The 17,758-nt window shown below is 72.9% G+C and carries 18 protein-coding genes; 9 read left to right on the plus strand and 9 right to left on the minus strand.

All coding sequences use genetic code 11. The annotated features are described in order from the left end of the window. The first annotated feature begins 114 nt into the window (after positions 1-114). Both bldD and ACZ6R6_RS33735 read left to right on the plus strand, forming a co-directional pair. Positions 115-609 carry a transcriptional regulator BldD gene (gene bldD, locus ACZ6R6_RS33730; RefSeq protein ID WP_012889498.1) on the plus strand — a complete coding sequence of 165 codons (495 nt, stop codon included), beginning with the start codon at positions 115-117 and terminating at the stop codon, positions 607-609. Positions 610-826: 217 nt separating this feature from the next. Next, positions 827-1,969: a PP2C family protein-serine/threonine phosphatase gene (locus ACZ6R6_RS33735; protein ID WP_470100250.1), complete on the plus strand. Its 1,143-nt coding sequence runs from the start codon at positions 827-829 to the stop codon at positions 1,967-1,969. Between the two features lie 138 nt (positions 1,970-2,107). On the opposite strand, the gene ACZ6R6_RS33740 is transcribed toward ACZ6R6_RS33735, so the two are convergent. Both ACZ6R6_RS33740 and ACZ6R6_RS33745 read right to left on the minus strand, forming a co-directional pair. Beyond that, positions 2,108-2,554 (minus strand): SAV_6107 family HEPN domain-containing protein, encoded by a 447-nt coding sequence (locus ACZ6R6_RS33740; RefSeq protein WP_470100252.1) that lies wholly within the window; start codon positions 2,552-2,554, stop codon positions 2,108-2,110. A 322-nt stretch (positions 2,555-2,876) separates the two neighbouring features. Then, a complete protein-coding gene (locus tag ACZ6R6_RS33745; protein WP_470100254.1) occupies positions 2,877-3,683 on the minus strand; it encodes a L,D-transpeptidase family protein in 807 nt (268 codons plus the stop codon). A 119-nt stretch (positions 3,684-3,802) separates the two neighbouring features. Here ACZ6R6_RS33745 and ACZ6R6_RS33750 point away from each other — a divergent pair, with 119 nt between their 5' ends. After that, the gene (locus ACZ6R6_RS33750) at positions 3,803-4,282 is read left to right on the plus strand and encodes a YbaK/EbsC family protein (RefSeq protein WP_306857673.1); all 480 of its coding nucleotides are present in this window, start codon (positions 3,803-3,805) and stop codon (positions 4,280-4,282) included. 128 nt (positions 4,283-4,410) lie between these two features. Continuing rightward, positions 4,411-4,977, plus strand: a complete 567-nt coding sequence (locus tag ACZ6R6_RS33755; protein ID WP_470100256.1) for a GNAT family N-acetyltransferase — start codon at positions 4,411-4,413, stop codon at positions 4,975-4,977. Between the two features lie 54 nt (positions 4,978-5,031). Here the strand turns inward: ACZ6R6_RS33755 and metF are convergent, their stop codons facing one another. Beyond that, positions 5,032-5,964, minus strand: coding sequence for a methylenetetrahydrofolate reductase [NAD(P)H] (metF, locus tag ACZ6R6_RS33760; RefSeq protein ID WP_470100258.1), 933 nt, complete (start codon positions 5,962-5,964; stop codon positions 5,032-5,034). Between the two features lie 112 nt (positions 5,965-6,076). Here metF and ACZ6R6_RS33765 point away from each other — a divergent pair, with 112 nt between their 5' ends. After that, on the plus strand, positions 6,077-7,144 hold the full coding sequence (locus tag ACZ6R6_RS33765; protein WP_470100260.1) for a polyprenyl synthetase family protein: 1,068 nt from the start codon (positions 6,077-6,079) through the stop codon (positions 7,142-7,144). A gap of 19 nt (positions 7,145-7,163) precedes the next feature. On the opposite strand, the gene thiE is transcribed toward ACZ6R6_RS33765, so the two are convergent. The 3 genes from thiE to ACZ6R6_RS33780 are packed head-to-tail and all read right to left on the minus strand — an operon-like array spanning position 7,164 to position 9,379. Continuing rightward, a complete protein-coding gene (gene thiE / locus ACZ6R6_RS33770; RefSeq protein ID WP_470100262.1) occupies positions 7,164-7,805 on the minus strand; it encodes a thiamine phosphate synthase in 642 nt (213 codons plus the stop codon). After that, positions 7,783-8,157 (minus strand): Rv2175c family DNA-binding protein, encoded by a 375-nt coding sequence (locus tag ACZ6R6_RS33775; protein ID WP_306857667.1) that lies wholly within the window; start codon positions 8,155-8,157, stop codon positions 7,783-7,785. Before ACZ6R6_RS33775 ends, thiE begins: the two co-directional genes overlap by 23 nt. A 49-nt stretch (positions 8,158-8,206) precedes the next feature. After that, positions 8,207-9,379 carry an NAD(P)/FAD-dependent oxidoreductase gene (locus tag ACZ6R6_RS33780; protein ID WP_470100264.1) on the minus strand — a complete coding sequence of 391 codons (1,173 nt, stop codon included), beginning with the start codon at positions 9,377-9,379 and terminating at the stop codon, positions 8,207-8,209. Between the two features lie 329 nt (positions 9,380-9,708). Here ACZ6R6_RS33780 and thiO point away from each other — a divergent pair, with 329 nt between their 5' ends. From thiO to pknB, 4 genes are all read left to right on the plus strand, one after another. Beyond that, positions 9,709-10,830, plus strand: a complete 1,122-nt coding sequence (gene thiO / locus ACZ6R6_RS33785) for a glycine oxidase ThiO (RefSeq protein WP_470100266.1) — start codon at positions 9,709-9,711, stop codon at positions 10,828-10,830. Further along, positions 10,827-11,027, plus strand: a complete 201-nt coding sequence (gene thiS / locus ACZ6R6_RS33790) for a sulfur carrier protein ThiS (RefSeq protein WP_470100268.1) — start codon at positions 10,827-10,829, stop codon at positions 11,025-11,027. The genes thiO and thiS overlap by 4 nt, the downstream gene beginning before the upstream one ends. A 5-nt stretch (positions 11,028-11,032) precedes the next feature. Further along, a complete protein-coding gene (locus tag ACZ6R6_RS33795; protein WP_470100270.1) occupies positions 11,033-11,791 on the plus strand; it encodes a thiazole synthase in 759 nt (252 codons plus the stop codon). A gap of 76 nt (positions 11,792-11,867) precedes the next feature. Then, positions 11,868-13,787, plus strand: coding sequence for a Stk1 family PASTA domain-containing Ser/Thr kinase (gene pknB, locus ACZ6R6_RS33800; RefSeq protein WP_470100272.1), 1,920 nt, complete (start codon positions 11,868-11,870; stop codon positions 13,785-13,787). Positions 13,788-13,936: 149 nt separating this feature from the next. Here pknB and alc read toward each other — a convergent pair whose 3' ends face one another. The 3 genes from alc to ACZ6R6_RS33815 form a co-directional block, all read right to left on the minus strand. After that, on the minus strand, positions 13,937-14,899 hold the full coding sequence (alc, locus tag ACZ6R6_RS33805) for an allantoicase (protein WP_470100274.1): 963 nt from the start codon (positions 14,897-14,899) through the stop codon (positions 13,937-13,939). 17 nt (positions 14,900-14,916) lie between these two features. After that, positions 14,917-16,353, minus strand: coding sequence for an allantoinase AllB (gene allB / locus ACZ6R6_RS33810; RefSeq protein ID WP_470100276.1), 1,437 nt, complete (start codon positions 16,351-16,353; stop codon positions 14,917-14,919). Between the two features lie 87 nt (positions 16,354-16,440). Continuing rightward, positions 16,441-17,649, minus strand: a complete 1,209-nt coding sequence (locus ACZ6R6_RS33815; RefSeq protein ID WP_470100278.1) for a glycerate kinase — start codon at positions 17,647-17,649, stop codon at positions 16,441-16,443. Between the last annotated feature and the right edge of the window lie 109 nt (positions 17,650-17,758).

Raw genomic sequence — 17,758 nt, forward strand, 5'->3', positions numbered from 1 at the left:
GCTCCGGTCACCGAAGGTGCCTACCCCAGGCACCAATCCGGTGGTTGGGGCATATGTTGCGAGGGAGCACAATCAAGTGAAAGCAGTACATAACAGAGCCGGGGGGCCAACACGATGCCGTCTGAGTACGCCAAGTCGCTGGGTGCACGACTCCGCGCCATCCGCACCCAGCAGGGCCTGTCCCTGCACGGAGTCGAAGAGAAGTCCCGTGGACGCTGGAAGGCGGTTGTCGTCGGTTCCTACGAGCGCGGGGACCGCGCCGTGACGGTGCAGAAGCTTGCCGAACTGGCCGACTTCTACGGGGTTCCGGTCTCGGAGTTGCTGCCGGGTGGCGCCGCGCCCAGCCCGCTCGGCCCGACGCCGAAGCTTGTGATCGACCTTGAGCGTCTTGCCCAGCTCCCCAAGGAGAAGGCCGGCGCGCTCGCCCGCTACGCGGCCACGATCCAGAGCCAGCGTGGCGACTACAACGGCAAGGTGCTGTCCATCCGCCAGGAGGACCTGCGCTCCCTTGCCGTGATCTATGACAAGTCCCCCACCGAGCTGACCGAGGAGCTCATCAACTGGGGCGTCCTGGACCCCGAGGCGCGTCGCGCCGTCGAGTCCTTCTGACGATCCGTCCGGCTGTGGGTGCGCCGGGGCCGGCGCACCCACCCACCGGGAAATCTCGCCCTCTCGTTAGAACATCGCCCGCATCGCGCCACGGATGACCATCCCTGTGGTAGGAAAAGGCAAACATGGCATTTAACGAGATGTGGTGGACATGGCAGGGGGAGAGGGTCGGCACGATCACTCTCAGCGTCGCCCGAGAAGCCGCCTCGACGCCATCATGGCGTCACTGGGGTCGACCAAGACCCGCGCGTTCCTGAGGCTGCTGACCTCCGTCGGAGGCAGCAGGACCCAGGACACCCTGAAGCTGCTCCCCTTCATCGTCATGGCCGTGGTGGCCCTGATCGACTTCGGCTCCGGTCCGACGGCCGGTCTCCTGCCCCTGCTGGCCCTGGGGCCGGCCTTCGCCAGCGTGGCCTGCGGGCTGGCCCGGACCACGGTGGTCGGCGTGATCGCCCTGGCGCTGTGCGTCGCGCTCGGCCTCTACAACGACATCCTCTGGACCTCCCGCACCAACATCACCATGGGCGCCATCCTCGGCGTCACCATGGCCAGCGTGCTGGCCAGCGCCGGACGGCTCCGCCACGAGCGGCAGCTAGCCGACGTCCGCTCGGTGGCCGAGGCGGCCCAGCGGGTGCTGCTGCGGCCGGTGCCGCGCCGGGCCGGGCCGGGGATCGGCGTGGCCGTCTCCTACACCTCGGCCACCGCCGAGGCCAGGATCGGCGGTGACCTGTACGAGGTGGTGACCACCCCGCACGGGGTGCGGATCATCGTTGGAGACGTCCAGGGCAAGGGCCTGGAGGCCGTGGAGACCGCCGCGGTGGTGCTGGGCGCCTTCCGGGAGGCCGCCCACGACGAGGCGAAGCTCCAGGGCCTGGTGGCCCGGCTGGAGAACGCCCTGACCCGGGAGCTGTCCGGCGAGCAGTTCGTCACCGCCATACTCGCCGAGATCACCGGCGGCGCCTCGATCACTGTGATCAACTGCGGCCATCCGCCGCCCATGGTGCTCGGCTCCGACGGCGGGCACTGGTTCGCCGATCCCCCGGACGAGGCGCTCCCCCTGGGCATGGGCCCGCTGAAGGCCGGCGAGCCGGTGCCGCACCAGATCCCGTTCGAGCCGGGAGACCAGGTCCTCTTCTACACCGACGGGGTCATCGAGGCGCGCAACGGAGCGGGCCAGTTCTATCCGCTCCCGGCCAGGGCGCACCTGTTGAACGGCGCCGACCCGCAGCTCGCCCTGGACGCCCTCCGCGCCGACCTGCTGCGCCATGTGGGCCGCCCGCTGGGCGACGACGCCGCCATGCTCCTGCTGCGCCACCGCGCGGCCCGCCAGGCGACCTCCTCGGCCTCCTCGGCGGCCTGATCGGCCCACGCCGGACGGCGAGGAGAACCGCCGGGCGGCAGGCCGGAGGCGGGTGTGCCTCCGGCGGGAACGCAGACAGTGCGCCTCCCTTGGGTGCGCCGGCAGGCCGGAGCGCCGGCCGGACGGCGGGCCGGGGCGCTAGCCGGCCAGGGGGACGCGGCCGGGGAGTGTGGGCTGGGTGGGCACGCCGAGCAGGCTCTCCACCGCGGTGACGAACCGCTCCGCCTCGGAGATCAGCTCCTCGGCGTCCCGCGCCGAGACCATGCGGGTCATCCCGGCCTCGGCGGCGGCCCGCTTGGTCGCGCTGATCTCGAAGTAGGGCGCCCAGTCGGCGAGCCGGGGCTCGGCCTCGGGCAGCAGCTCCCAGGCGCTGCGCAGCCGGCGCCTGCGGCCGTCCATGGGGCGCGGCCGGGCGGCGAGGACGGCGGCGGCCGCCCGGAGGGCCGCCAGGTGGGCGGCGACGTAACGGGTGGCGGGGGTCCGTGCGGCGGCCGCCTCTTCCAGGCAGTCACGGGCATCGGCCAGGTGCGCCCGCGCTGTGGTCGACAGCCGGGGCCCGCCGGGATCGCTGGGCCGAGGGGTCATGTGCTTCAGCCTCCTAGGTCGCAAGCGGCTCCCGGCGTTTTCACCGGTGGTGTCAACACTCGCAGACCCCACCGACAAATTCCCCGGGCGGCCGGACGAGGAGCTTCCCCTCTCCCCGTCCGTCCCGACCTGGCCCGGCCGTCCGCGACGACGGCGTGGGCACGATCGACCACCCTGGACGTGATCCGCGAGTTTCACGTCATTACATCGAACATAAATTCGATCACTCGTAGTGTCAAGTAAAGCGACGAACAAAGGTTCGATCCCTGCGGAGACGGCAAAGCCCCGGGAGATCAGGATCTCCCGGGGCTTCGACCTGCGGCTATCGGACGAACTTGCCGCGCACGTGCACCGGCACGTCCTTGCCCAGCAGGCTGGGGAGCATCCCCGCCACGTTCATCGGGAGCCGGACGCAGCCGTGCGAGGCCGGGGCCAGCGGCACCGACAGCGCGCCGTGGAAGGCGATGCCGCCGTTGAAGAAGATCGGGTTGTAGAGCTGACCGAGGTAGGACTTGTGCCAGCCGCTCCTGCGCCAGGTCGTCTTGTAGTCACCCGTCGGCGTGCGGGCGTCGCCGCAGAAGCGCTGGACCTTGCCGTTCCAGTTCGCCGTCTCGCAGTAGGGGATCCCGCTGCCGGAGGAGGTGTGGCTGATCAGCTTCACCTGCCCGTTGACGTAGAGGACCATGACCTGCTTGGCGAGGTTCATCTCGACCCGGGTCGGCTTGCCGCCGGGCACCAGCACCTTCGGCGCCTTGGGCGCCTCCAGGGCGTTCCAGGTCCTGCTCGCCACGGTGCTGGTCGGCGAGATGCCGTTGACCTTCTGGAAGGCCCAGACCGCGGCCTGGGTGGCCCCGCCGTAGCGGCCGTCGATCTTGCCGGGCGCGTAGCCGAGCTCCTTCAACCGGCCCTGGAGCACCTTGACCTCGTTGCCCTTGGCACCGATCTTGAGCGTCTTGCCGGGCGCGACGAACTCGGGCGCCGCGGCCTGCGCGCCGGCCTGCGCCACGACGGCCGGGGCCGCCGGGGTCACGGGCTGGGCGTTCGCGACGCCGACCGAGCCGAGCGAGGCGACGAGCACGGCCCCCGCCGTCATAAGCGCAGCCACTCCGAGCTGCCGTTCAACCCCCACGTGAAATCATCCCCTCATATCACCGATGCCCGAACCAAGGGACCATAGCGTATGAACCGCCTGTCTCAGCCAGAGGTGATGAAGCGGCAATCAATGGTCAATCTGTTTAGAGTGGCCGCGTGCCAGAAAAGTTGCATCCCAACATCGAGAAGGTCGCCGCGGTCCTGGAGGAGCACGGCGTCACCGGCGAGATCGTCGTGTTCGCCGAGGCCACCCCGACCGCCGTGACCGCCGCCGCGCAGCTCGGCTGCGAGGTCGGCGCCATCGCCAACAGCCTGGTCTTCGACGCCGACGGGGACCCGCTGCTGGTGCTCACCAGCGGCGCCCATCGGGTGGACACCGACCTGATCGCCGAGACGGTCGGCGCGGCGAAGGTACGGCGGGCCGCCCCGGACTTCGTGCGCGCCGCCACCGGCCAGGTCATCGGCGGCGTCGCCCCGATCGGCCACCCCGCACCGCTCAGGACCCTGGTCGACGTCTGGCTCGACCGGCACGAGACCGTCTGGGCCGCCGCCGGCCACCCGCACACGGTCTTCCCCATCACTTTCGCCGAGCTGGTCCGCATCACCGGCGGCACCCCGGTGGAGGTGGAGCGATGACCGTCGCCCGGGGCCCCGCGGCCGGTTCTCCGGCAAAAAGCGCTCTAGTAATTTTATGAAAAATACTAAACACCGCTTACGCCCCTTTCGACATCCTCGGCGACGTCTGCCCTGCTAGGGTGCGTGGCGTGATCGGACTGCGACGGGTCGGCCCCGATGAGTTCACCACTCGGCTGGACGCGGTCCTGGAGATCTACACCGCGGCGATGAACCCGCCGGTCGACCAGCTCCCCGGCCGCAGGACGATCATGGGGAACCACGCCCTCCATCCGGGATTCGCCTGCCTGTTCGCCGAGCGCTCCGACGGGACTCCGGTGGGCCTGGCCTACGGCTTCCACGGGGTCCCCGGGCAGTGGTGGCACGACGTCGTCCACCGGGCCATGGCGGAGCGCAACGGCGAGGGGAGCGCGCGTGGCTGGCTCGGCGACGCCCTGGAGCTCGCCGAGATCCACGTCCACCCCGACCATCACGGCAAGGGCATCGGCCGGGCGCTCGTCGTCGGCATGTGCGCCGGCCGGCCGGAGCGCACCGCCGTGCTGTCCACCCGCGACCAGCCCACCGCGGCCCGGCACCTCTACCGCAGCGCCGGTTTCGTGGACCTGCTCACCCAGTTCGTCTTCCCCGGTGGCTACGAGCGCTACGCGATCCTCGGGGCCGTGCTCCCGCTCAGGGAACAGACCGCCGAGGACTCCTGACGGCGGCCGCGCGCCATGGGCACGCCGGGGCGCCCGCCGCCCCCGGTCACGGCGCTAGACGGCCAGCCTGCTCCGCTCCGGCGCCAGGTCGAGGGCCTGGAAGACCTCGCGGGTCGCACTGGAGCGGTTGAAGGTGATGAAGTGGATGCCGGGCACGCCCTCGTCGAGCAGCGTCTGGCAGAGCTCGGCGGCGTGCTCGACGCCCAGCCGGCGCACCGCGGCCGGGTCGTCGGCGACGGCCTCGAACCGCGCCGCCACCTCGGCCGGGAACGGCGCGCCGGACAGCTGCTCGGAGCGGACGATCGTGCTCATCTGCGTGACGGGCATGATGCCGGGGATGATCGGGGTGTCGCAGCCCCGGGCCGCCACCCGGTCGCGCAGCCGCAGGTAGTCGTCGGCCCGGAAGAACATCTGGGTGATCGCGTAGTCGGCGCCCGCCCGGCACTTGCGCACGAAGTGCTCGGTGTCGGTCTCCACCGATCCCGACCTGGGGTGCTTGTAGGGGAAGGCGGCCACGCCGACGCAGAAGTCGCCGGCCTGGCGGATCAGCCGGACCAGCTCCTCGGCGTAGAGCACGCCCTCGGGGTGGCGCACCCACTCCCCCGTCGGGTCGCCGGGCGGGTCGCCCCGCACGGCGAGGATGTTGCGCACGCCCGCCCCGGCGAAGCGGCCCACCAGGTGGCGCAGCTCGCGGATGGAGTGGTTGACGGCGGTGAAGTGGGCGACCGGGGTCAGCGTGGTCTCGTGGGCGAGCCGTTCGACGATCTCGACCGTGCGGTCGCGGGTGCCGCCGCCGGCGCCGTAGGTGACCGACACGAACGTGGGGCGCAGTGCCTCCAGCTCCCGGATGGCGCGCCAGAGCTGCCGCTCGCCCTCGTCGGTCTTCGGCGGGAAGAACTCGAAGGAGAACGACCGGCCACCGGCGGCGAGGAGCTCGCGGACGGTGGGCACGCGGTCGGGAAGGATTGACGGGCGACCCAGAGCCATGTCCCTAGGGTACTGGGCACCCGGCCGGCTGACCCCCCGCAATCATGCTCATGGGACGAAACACCCACCTCTACAGATAGGAGCCGTCGGTCGGGCCAGATAATGTCAGTGCATGACCACTTCCGCCGCCGCGCTCGACATCATCCGCTTTGAAGTGGATCGTTCTCTCAAAGAGTTCGTCGAGCGGCAGCGACCTCAGGTCAGCGCCCCCGAGCTGGCTCCTCTCATCTCCGCCGCCGAGGAGTTCCTGGCGGGCGGCAAGCGGCTGCGTCCGGCGTTCTGCTACTGGGGCTGGCGCGGCGCGGGCGGCGGCGACGACCCGGCGCTCTTCACCGCCGCCGCGTCGCTCGAGCTCCTGCAGGCCAGCGCCCTCGTGCACGACGACGTGATGGACGCCAGCGACCTGCGCCGGGGCATGCCGTCGGCGCACCGCAGGTTCCAGGCGCTGCACGAGAAGGCCGGCTGGCACGGTTCGGCGGAGCAGTTCGGCGAGGGCGCGGCCATCCTGCTGGGCAACTTGATGCTCATCTGGTCCGGCGAGATGTGGCGCGGCAGCGGCCTGCCGCCCGCCTCGCTGGCGGCGGCCCAGCAGGTCCACGACCACATGCGCACCGAGCTGATGTGCGGCCAGTATCTGGACCTGCTGGAGCAGGCCCACGGCGAGAACACCTTCGACAGCGCGCTGCGGGTCGCACTCTTCAAGAGCGGCAAATACTCGGTGGAGCAGCCGCTCCGGCTCGGCCTGGTGCTGGCCGCGCGTGAGCGCGCCCCGTGGATCGACCGCCTCTGCGAGGAGTACGGCCGGTGCGTGGGCATCGCCTTCCAGCTCCGCGACGACATCCTCGGCGTCTTCGGCGACCCGGCCGAGACCGGCAAACCCGCCGGCGACGACCTGCGGGAGGGCAAGCGGACGATGCTCATCGCCCGCACGCTCGCCGCGGCCTCCGCGGCGCAGGCCGAGACGGTGCGCGCCACCCTCGGCGACCCGGCGCTGGACTCGGCCGGGGTCGACCGGCTGCGCCAGATCATCGAGGAGACCGGGGCGCTCGTCGCCTGCGAGGACATGATCAAGAGCTACCTCGAAGACGCCCTGGAGTCGCTGGACGACGCCCCGATCACCGCGGAGGCCCGCGCGGCCCTGGCCGATCTGGCCGTGGCCGCGACGGCGCGCCGCACCTGACCCCGGCCGCCCGGGACGGTCAGCCCGAGGCGGTCAGCCGCCGCTGGAACTCCTCGGCGGCCGCCTTCGGGTCGTCGGCCTCGGTGATCGCCCGCACGACCACGACCCGGCGCACGCCGTACGACATGACCTCCTCCAGGTTGGTGAGGTCGATGCCGCCGATGCCGAACCAGGGCCGGTCGGTGTCCAGGGACGCGGCGTGCCGCAGCAGGCCGGGCCCCGGGGCCGGCCGCCCGGGCTTGGTGGGCGTGGGCCAGATCGGGCCGCAGCAGAAGTAGTCGACGCCGGGCTCGACCGCCGCGGCGGACGCCTCCTCGTCGGCGTGAGTGGAACGCCCGATGAGGATGTCGTCGCCGAGCATGTCGCGCACGACCGGTACCGGCAGGTCGTCCTGGCCGAGGTGGAGCACGTCGGGACGGGCCGCGTAGGCGATGTCCGCCCGGTCGTTGACCGCCAGCAGCTTGCCGTGGCGGTCGCAGGCCGCGCGGAAGACCTCAAGGAGCTCCAGCTCCTCGCGCGCTTCCAGGCCCTTCTCGCGGAGCTGCACGATGTCGACCCCGCCCGCGAGGGCCGCGTCGAGGAAATCGGCGAGATCCCCCCGATCGCGGCGCCCGTCGGTGCACAGGTAGAGGCGGGCCTCAGAAACCGAGGGCCTGGGCACGCCGCTTGACCTCGGTATGGCGGCCCGCGACGATCGCGTCCACCGGTGAACCCGGCAGGGTCTCGTCCGGGGTGAACAGCCAGCGGAGCGACTCGACGTCGTTGTATCCGGCGTCGAGCAGCACGGTGAGCGTGCCCGGCAGGCCCTTGACGACGTCGTCGGCGCCGAGGAAGGCGGCGGGGACCTGGGGCTCGCCACCTCCCCGTCTCACTCCGATGAGCTTGCGGTCCTTGAGAAGTTGCTTGGCACGACCGGCACTGAGGTTGAGCCGCCTGGCCACCTCGGTCAGGGTGAGCCACTCGCCCACCAGCTCGTCGGTCTCCCGGTCGATCTGCGCAACAGAAAGCGTCACGAATCCACCACTACCACATCGGGCCTTTCGCCAAACACCGGCGGCGAGGTTACGCCGCAGTACAGTCGCGCAACGCTACCGCAGGGTCGGCCAGCCGGCCGACGTCGAGGCGCTGCCCGCGCTCGATGAGGCGGCGGCCCTGGACCAGGTCCCGGGGGCGGTTGACCGCGAGCACCGCGGTGAGCCTGTCGTCCTCCGACACCCAGCAGACCCCCCACCTGGCGTCGGTGGCCGGGTCCCCGCGCAGGACCAGCCGCTCGCCGTCGTGGTGGCCGGCGTACTGCACCATGTGGCCGAACTGCTCGGACCAGAAATAGGGCACCGGGTCGTAGACCGCCTCCTCGCCCAGGAGCGCGGCCACGGCCACGTCGGGGGCGCCCAGCGCGGTGTCCCAGTGCTCGACCCGCATGCGGCGGCCGTAGCGGCGCGACCACCAGGCCGCGCAGTCGCCCACGGCGACGACGCCGGGCAGCGAGGTGCGCAGGTGCTCGTCGGTGACGACCCCGTTGCCGAGCTCGACGCCGGAGCCGGCCAGCCACTCGACCGCGGGCCGCACCCCGACGCCGGCGACGACCACGCCGGCCTCGACCGCGGAGCCGTCGGCCAGGGTCAGGCCGCCCTGGTCCACGGAGGCGACCGCGGTGCCCAGCCGCAGGTCCACACCCGCCTGGCCGTACCAGGAGGCGGTGTGCGCGCCCACGGCGCCCAGGGCGGCGCTCAGCGGGACGGCGGCGGCCTCGACGACGGTCACCTCGCAGCCGGCCCTGCGGGCGGCGGTGGCGACCTCGGCGCCGATCCAGCCCGCGCCGATGACGGCGACCTTCGTGCCGGCGGTGAGCAGGGCGCGCAGTTCGAGCGCGTCGTCGATGGTGCGCAGCACGTGCTGGGCGCCGTCGCCGCGCAGCCGGATCGGGCGCGCCCCGGTGGCGATGACCAGCCCGTCGTAGGCCAGCTCCCCTTCGGTGGTCTCCACCACGCCCTCGCGCAGCCCCTTGGCGGCCACGCCCGCGCGGAAGTCGACCTCCAGGGCGTCCAGGTCGGAGTCGACGATCGTGGAGTCGGTCTCGCCCAGCAGGACGCTCTTCGACAGCGGCGGGCGGTCGTAGGGCCGGTGCGCCTCCTCACCGAGCAACGTGATCGTGCCGCCGAACCCGCGGGCCCGTAACGCCTCGACACTCCGAACGCCGGCCAGGCCGGCGCCAACCACCACGACATGATTCACAACTCACGAGCCTAAGCGGCCGGGCCGACCCGCTACCAACGCGGTTTGATAACGAAAACGGTATTTACCGCACATTCGGCGCGGTGAGGGAGTTGTCGAAGCCCTTAGGGTGGGAGTTACAAGACGCGCGGGAGCCCGGGACGCACCGGGCTGAGAGGAGGGCTGCGGGCGACGAGGACCGCGGTAGGCCAGGTGAGGTGCGGAAAGCTCGCGCAGCAGGCGCGGGCGGGCACGGCACGGGGCCGCCGGCGTTCCGACGCGACCGCGAGCGGGCCCTCGACCGCCACGGACCTGATCCGGATCATGCCGGCGAAGGGAGCGGAGCACGTATGGCGCACGGTTTCGACGTCCTCGTCATCGGCGGGGGCGTGGTCGGGCTGTCGGTGGCCTGGCGGGCGGCCAAACGGGGGCGGACGGTGGCGGTGGTCGACCCCGCCCCGGCCTCGGGGGCCTCACACGCCGCGGCGGGCATGCTGGCCCCGGTCAGCGAGGCCACCTACACCGAGGAGCCCCTCCTCCGGCTGGGCCTGGCCTCCCTGGCGCAATGGCCCGCGTTCGCGGCCGAGCTCACCGCCGACAGCGGCCACGACCTCGACTACCGCGCCGACGGCACGCTGGAGGTCGCCTTCGGCGCCGACGACCTGGCGGTGCTCGACGACCTCGCCGTGTTCGTCGACAAGCTGGGCCTGCCCGCCGAGCGGCTCACCGGCCGCGAGTGCCGCCGCCTGGAGCCGATGCTCGCGCCGTCCGTCCGCGGCGGCCTGCTGGCCGGCGCGGACGCGTGGGTGGACCCCAGGAGGGTCACCGGGGCGCTGCTGACCGCCCTGGAACGGCGGGGCGGCGCGCTGGTGCGCGCCCGGGTGACGGGGCTGGAGACGGCCGCCGGCGCGGTCACGGGCGTACGGCTGGCGACCGGCGAGACCGTCGGGGCGGCACGGGTGATCCTGGCGGCCGGGGCCTGGTCGGGATCGCTGGAGGGCCTGCCGCCCGAGGTCCTGCCGCCGGTGCGGCCGATCAAGGGGCAGATCATGCGGCTGCGCTCCCCCGCGCCGATCCTCCAGCGGTGCGTGCGGGGCGTCGTGCACGGCGCGCACGTCTACCTGGTGCCGCGCGGCGACGGGGAGCTCGTCGTCGGGGCCACCCAGGAGGAGATGGGCTTCGACACCCGGGTGACCGCCGGGGGACTGTGGGAGCTGCTGCGCGACGCCCGGGAGCTGGTCCCCGGCGTGACGGAGCTGGAGCTCGCCGACGTGGTCGCCGGGCTGCGCCCCGGCACCCCCGACAACCTGCCGCTGGTCGGCCCCACCCTCCTGCCCGGCCTGTCCATGGCGACCGGGCACCACCGGGGCGGGGTGCTGCTCGCCCCGCTCACCGCCGAGCTCTGCGACGACGAGGCGGACGGGGAACTGTCGACGATCTGCTCGCCACTGCGCTTCCAGGAGCACCCATGAATGTGACCATCAACGGCACCGCGCGCGAACTGCCCACCGGGGCGACCGTGACGCAGGCCGTACGGACGCTGACCGAGCTCAGCGGCGGCGTGGCCGTGGCGGTGAACGACGAGGTCGTCTCGCGGGGCTCGTGGGACTCCACCACGCTCGCCGAGGCCGACCGGGTCGAGGTGCTCACCGCGGTACAGGGAGGTTGACGGGCATGGACGACGATCTGATCATCGGCGGGGAGAAGTTCTCCTCCCGCCTCATCATGGGCACCGGGGGCGCGCCCTCACTTGAGGTCCTGGACCAGGCGCTGGCCCTGTCGGGCACCGAGCTGACCACGGTCGCGATGCGGCGGCTGGACCCGTCGGCGCGGGGCTCGGTCCTCGACGTGCTGCGCAGGCGCGGCATCAAGGTCCTGCCGAACACCGCGGGCTGCTTCACCGCCGGGGAGGCCGTGCTGACCGCCAGGCTGGCCCGGGAGGCCCTGGAGACCGACTGGGTCAAGCTGGAGGTCATCTCCGACGAGCGCACCCTGCTGCCGGATCCGATCGAGACCTTCGACGCGGCCGAGCGGCTGGTGGCCGACGGGTTCGTGGTGCTGCCCTACATCGGCGACGACCCCGCCCTGGCCCGCAGGCTGGAGCAGGCCGGCTGCGCGGCGGTAATGCCGCTGGGCGCGCCGATCGGCTCGGGGCTGGGCGTACGCAACCCGCACAACATCGAGCTCATCGTGGAGTCGGCGAAGGTGCCGGTGATCCTGGACGCCGGTATCGGCACGGCCAGTGACGCGACCCTGGCGATGGAGTTAGGCTGCGACGCGGTGCTGCTGGCCACGGCGGTGACCCGGGCGCAGCGGCCCGACCTGATGGCGCAGGCCATGCGCTCGGCGGTCGTCGCGGGCCGTCAGGCCCGGCTGGCGGGGCGGATCCCCCGGCGGCGCTACGCCGAGGCGTCCTCCCCTATGAATCCGTAGGAAACAGTCAACTTCTCGGCATCGGTTTGGAACACCGGGACCCTGTCGGCGCCAAATCGCCCGTAAACTCAGCCGGGTGGACACGACGCTTACGGACCCCCTGGTCGGGAAACTCCTCGACGGGCGTTACCGCGTTGAGTCCCGGATCGCCCGGGGCGGCATGGCGACCGTCTACCTGGCTCTGGACATCCGGCTCGACCGCACGGTCGCCGTGAAGGTGATGCACCGCTCCCTCGCCGAGGACCCCGCGTTCGTGCGGCGGTTCATCGGCGAGGCCAAGTCGGTGGCCAGCCTTTCGCACCCCAACGTGGTGCATGTCTTCGACCAGGGCACCGACGGGGACAACGTCTACCTGTCGATGGAGTACGTGCCGGGGCGGACCCTGCGCGACGTGCTCCGCGCCCGGGGCAGGCTGCCCGCCCGCGAGGCCCTCGAGGTCATGATCCCGGTGCTCGCCGCGCTGGGCGCCGCGCACCAGGCCGGGCTGGTCCACCGGGACGTCAAACCGGAGAACGTACTGCTCAGCGACGACGGCCGGGTCAAGGTGGTGGACTTCGGCCTGGCCCGCGCCATCGAGGCGACCAACCAGACGCGGACGGGCGTCATGATCGGCACCATCGGCTACATGTCGCCCGAACAGGTGACCTCCGGTGCCGCCGACGCCCGCAGCGACGTCTACTCGGCCGGGATCATGCTGTTCGAGCTCCTCATCGGCCACCAGCCGTACGAGGGCGACACCCCGATGTCGGTGGCCTACCGGCACGTGCACGACACCGTGCCCGTGCCCTCGGCGCTCCTGCCCGGCACCCCGCCGCTGCTGGACACGCTGGTGGCCCAGGCGACGGCCCGCGACCCGGCGACCCGCCCGGCGGACGCCACCGCCCTGCTGGTCGCCGCGGTGGACGCGCACCGGATGCTGCCCAGGGACAGCGGCCCGGTGCCGTCGGCCCCCGCCGCTCCCCCGCAGGGCCCAGGCGCGGCGCCCGCGCCGGCCAACCAGACCCTGATCCAGCCGCGGGTGGAGCTGTTCACCAGCCCCGTCGCCGAGCCCGCCGCGCCCGCCCCCCGGGCGCGCAAGGGCGCGCGGCCCAACTGGTTCCTGGTCGCGCTGGCCGTGGTGATGGTGATCGCGGTCGGGGTGACCGGCTGGCTGTTCTCCCAGACCACCACCCTCACGGTGCCCACGCTGGCCGGCAAGAACATCAAGATCGCCGAGAGCGAGGCCCGGCGGCTCGGCTTCGTCGTCGAGATCGGCAAGGCCGAGAACGACGAGAAGGTGCCCAAGGGCAGCGTGCTGCGGACCGATCCGGTGGCGGGCACCGAGACCGAGGAGAAGGCCAAGCTGGTCCTCGTCGAGTCGGCGGGGCCCAAACGGGTCGCCGTGCCCAACGTCGTGGGCATCAGCGAGCCCGAGGCCCGGGCGAAGCTGGCCGAGGCCGGGCTGGTCGCCAACAAGGTCAGGAAGCAGGCCAGCGAGACCGTGCCGCGCGGCCAGGTGATGCGGACCAGCCCCGCCGTGGGCAACCTGGTCAAGGAGAGCAGCAAGGTCGACCTGATACTGAGCGCGGGCCTGCTCATGCCCGACGTCAAGGGCATGCCCCGTGACCAGGCCGACGCCTTCCTGCGCGGCGCGGGCTTCAACCCCCAGTTCGTCGAGCAGACCGACGCCGCCCAGCCCTGCACGGTCATCGCCCAGGACCCCCAGCCCAAGGCGGAGATCGACAAGGGCGCCCTCGTCAAGCTGACCCTGTCGCAGTGCAACAACGGCGAATGGCACTGGCCGTGGGAGAACAACGACCAGAACGCCACCGACGACAAGGTCATCATCATCCCCAACGTGCTGTTCAAGGACGTCAAGGCGGCTCGGGAAGAGCTGCGCGTCGCCGGGATGAGCGTGAAAATAAAAAAAGGACCGGGCCGGGGCGTGGTCCTGGCCCAGATCCCACCGGGAGGACAGCAGGCACCGCCCGGCACCGAGGTGACACTCTGGCACTGAACCAGGCGTAGCCAGGCGCGCGAGGGCCCGGTCTCCGGCGGAGACCGGGCCCTCGCGCATCCGCGGCCGGCCCTCCCACCCGGTGGTGGCCGACCTTTCCCTCCATGATGATCGCCTCCGCCCCGTGGTGGCCGGCCCGCGTCGGCGGATCAGCCTTCTCCGCCTCCGGCGAGGGTGCCGTGCAGGCGGACGCGGGCGAGGCCGCCGTCGGGGTAGATGTCCACCCGGACGTGGGTGAGGGCCGGGGCGTCGTGAATGCGGAAGCGGTGCGGGGTGTCCGGCTGCAGGCGGGTGCGGGGCAGCAGTTCGGTCCAGGTGGTGCCGTCGGCGGTGCCGCGCAGGGAGACCTCGGCGGGGGCGTTGAACAGCAGGTTGGTCGTGTCGATCTCGGCGAGTTTGATGACGCCGGGGCCGGCCAGGCGGATCAGCAGCCAGTCGTTGCCGCCGTCGCGGCGGCGGGCGGTCTCCCAGCCCTCGGCCTGGTGGCGGGCCAGGCCGGGGGCGATGACGTTGTTGGGGGCGGAGTAGAAGCCGTTGGAGCAGTCGGTGACCAGGGCGCCGTTGGCCAGCGCGGCCAGGTCCAGGCCGAGGCCCTCGTACAGGGTCAGGTCGGGGCGGGCCTCGCCGTGGGCGCGCAGCCGGGCGACGCCGCCGTCGGGGAAGATATTCAGCCGCAGGTGGGTGTGGCGGTGCCGGTCGGTCACGGGGAAGGGGTGTTCGGCGTCGCCGCGCAGGGCGCTTGCGGGGACGAGCTGCGTCCAGGGGGCGGCCTGCAGCTCGGCGACCGTGGGGTGGCCCTCGACCGCGGTGGCCTCGACGGAGGCGTGCGGCGGGTAGTTGCCGGTGAACCAGGCGGTGTCGATCACGATGCCGTGGACGAGACCGGGCAGGCCGAGCCGGATGATGGCCCAGTCGTGGCCGGGCTCGCGCCGGCGGCGGGTCTCCCAGCCGTCGTAGAGCTGGCCTTTGGGGCCGAAGGTGTGGGGCTGGAAGCCGGGGCGGCCGGGGCGGATCAGGCTCTCCCGTTCGGCGAAGGACTCGTCGCTGGCCGCGACGACCGCGCCGCCGAAGGTGCGCAGGGCCAGATCGGGCAGTGCGGTGAAATCATTCACGGCAGGAACCTTTCCACTTATGGCGCGCTCCGGTCCCCGGCGGCGCGCTCCTGCTCCGGGAGGGGTGCTCCGGCCTGCTCCGGGAGGGGTGCTCCGGCCGCCCGCCCCGGCTCCGGGCGGCGCTCCGGCGCCGGGGTGGGCCGCAGGAAGACCCCTCGGGGGGTGTCGCCCACGGCCCGCCCGCGCAGCCAGGTGGCGCGGACCACGCCGCGCAGCGTCCTGCCGTGGTAGGGCGTGACCGGGTTGCGGTGGTGCAGGGCGGCCGCGTCCACGGTGTGGGCGGCGTCGGCGTCGAAGGCGACCAGGTCGGCGTCCCGGCCCACGGCGATGGCTCCCTTGCCGGCCAGCCCGGCCAGCTCCGCGGGGTTGGCCGCCATCCACCGGACCACCTGGCCCAGGCCGTACCCGCGCCGTGACGCCTCGGTCCAGACGGCCGGCAGGCCGAGCTGGAGAGAGGAGATCCCGCCCCAGGCCGCGGCGAAGTCGGGCACCTTCAGATCCGGGGTGGACGGCGAGTGGTCGGAGACGACGCAGCTCAGCACCCCGTCGGCGAGCCCCCGCCAGAGCTCCTCCCGGTTGGCCGCCGACCGGATCGGCGGGCAGCACTTGAACTCGGTCGCCCCCCGCGGCACCTCCTCGGCCGTCAGCGTCAGGTAGTGCGGGCAGGTCTCGGCGGTGATCCTGACGCCCTCCCGCCGGGCACGGGCCAGGGGCTGCAGGCACAGCGCGGACGACACGTGCAGGACGTGCGCCCGCACGCCGGTCTCGGCGGCCAGCGCGACGACCAGCTCGACGGCACGGCGCTCGGACTCCCCCGGCCGGGAGGCGAGGAACTCCCCGTAGCCGGGGCCCGCCGGGCCGCCGAGCAGCGCCGGGTCCTCGGCGTGGACGATCAGCAGGCCGTCGAAGGAGGCGATCTCCACCATGGCCGCCCGCAGTTCCCCGGCCGCCAGCGGCGGGAACTCCTCCACCCCGGACGGCGACAGGAAGCATTTGAAGCCGTGCGCCCCGGCCTCGTGCAGGGCCCTGAGGTCCCTGAGGTTGCCCGGGATCGCGCCGCCCCAGAAGCCCACGTCGACCAGGCACTTGCCGGCCGCGGCCCGCTTCTTGGCGGCCAGCGCGGCCACGTTCACGGTCGGCGGCAGCGAGTTGAGCGGCATGTCCACGATGGTGGTGACGCCCCCCGCCGCGGCTGCCCGGGTGGCCGAGGCGAACCCCTCCCAGTGCGTCCGCCCGGGCTCGTTGACGTGCACGTGGGTGTCCACGAGCCCGGGCAGCAGCGCGACCTCGCCGAGGTCGACCTGGACGGCGGCGTCCAGGACGGCGTCGTAGGGGTGCAGGCCGGCGATCCTGCCCTGCCGTACGGCCACCGCTGCCGGGCCCTCGCCCCCGGGCAGTACGGCCCGGCGGGACCGGATGACCAGGTCCGTCACGTGTTCAGTCCGCGCGTTCATCGCCTTTCGACCTCCCTGTCCGGCGGCCGGACGCCCCGGTGCCCGGCCGGGCCGCCGACGCGGGCGGTCCGGCCGGGCGGCGGCCCGTCAAAGATGTCTCCGCGCGATCTCGCGCGCGACCCGCTCCAGCAGCGGACCCGCCTCGGACATGCACACGGCCGGGTCGGGCTCGATGTCGGTGAGCGCGTAGGCGGCCGTGATGCCCGCCGCCTCCAGCTCCTCGTCGCCGAGGTCGCGGCGCCCGCAGACCGCGACCACGGGGACCCCCGCCTTGACCGCGGCGGCCGCGACCCCGGCGGGGGCCTTGCCGCGCAGGGTCTGCCCGTCCAGCGAGCCCTCTCCGGTGACGACGAGGCGGGCGCCGTCGAGCAGGGCGTGGAAGCCGAGCAGGTCGAGCAGGTATTCGATGCCGGGACGGACGTCGGCCGACAGGAAGGCCAGGGCGGCGAAGCCGACTCCTCCGGCGGCGCCCGCGCCCGGCTGGGCGGCCACGCCCATCGGGCGGACGATCCCGTCGTGCTCGATGGCGCCGGCCAGGCCGTGGGTGTGCGCGGCGACGGCGGCGAGTCTGGCGAGGGCCCTTTCGAGCACCTTCACCTCCTCGGGGTCGGCGCCCTTCTGCGGGCCGTACACGGCGGCGGCGCCGTACGGGCCCAGCAGCGGGTTGTCCACGTCGCTGGCGACGACGAACTCGACATCATCAATCTCGATAAGTCCGGATTTATCGATTTTCTCCAGGTCGCGCAGGGCGGCGCCGCCGTACGGCAGTTCCCGCCCGTCGGCGTCCAGGAAGCGGACGCCCAGCGCCTGCATCATGCCGGCGCCGCCGTCGGTGGAGGCGCTGCCGCCGAGCCCGAGCACGATCCGCCCGGCGCCGCGCCGTACGGCATGGGCGATCAGCTCGCCGGTGCCGTAGCTGGTGGCGGTCAGCGCCTGGAGGCCGCCGGTCAGGCGGCGCAGGCCGGACGCCTCGGCGAGCTCGATCACGGCCGTCGCCACCTCGGCGCCCGCCGGGGTGGGCGAGGAGTCCGGGCCGGCGTCCCCGGCGGGCTCGCGCCAGGCGTAGGCGGCCCGGACCGGCTGCCCGGCGGGGCCGGTGACCTCGACCTCGACGCGGCTGAACCCGCAGGCCACGACCGCGTCCACGGTGCCGTCGCCGCCGTCGGCCACCGGCAGCGCGACCGTGGCGACGTCCGGGCCCAGGCCCGCCGCCACGCGGGCGGCGACCTCGGCTCCGGTCAGCGACCCCTTGAACTTGTCCGGGGCGATGACGACATGCCCTGACGACTCAGACAACCCTGCTCCCTGGTGGAGGATGGGCGGACACGCGCGCGACCGGCGCGGGCCGGGGTGAGCGCGTTCCGGAACCCGGTGAGATGGACGACCATCATCACACCTGCCCGGC

It is taken from the genome of Streptosporangium sp. NPDC048886 (assembly GCF_055586905.1).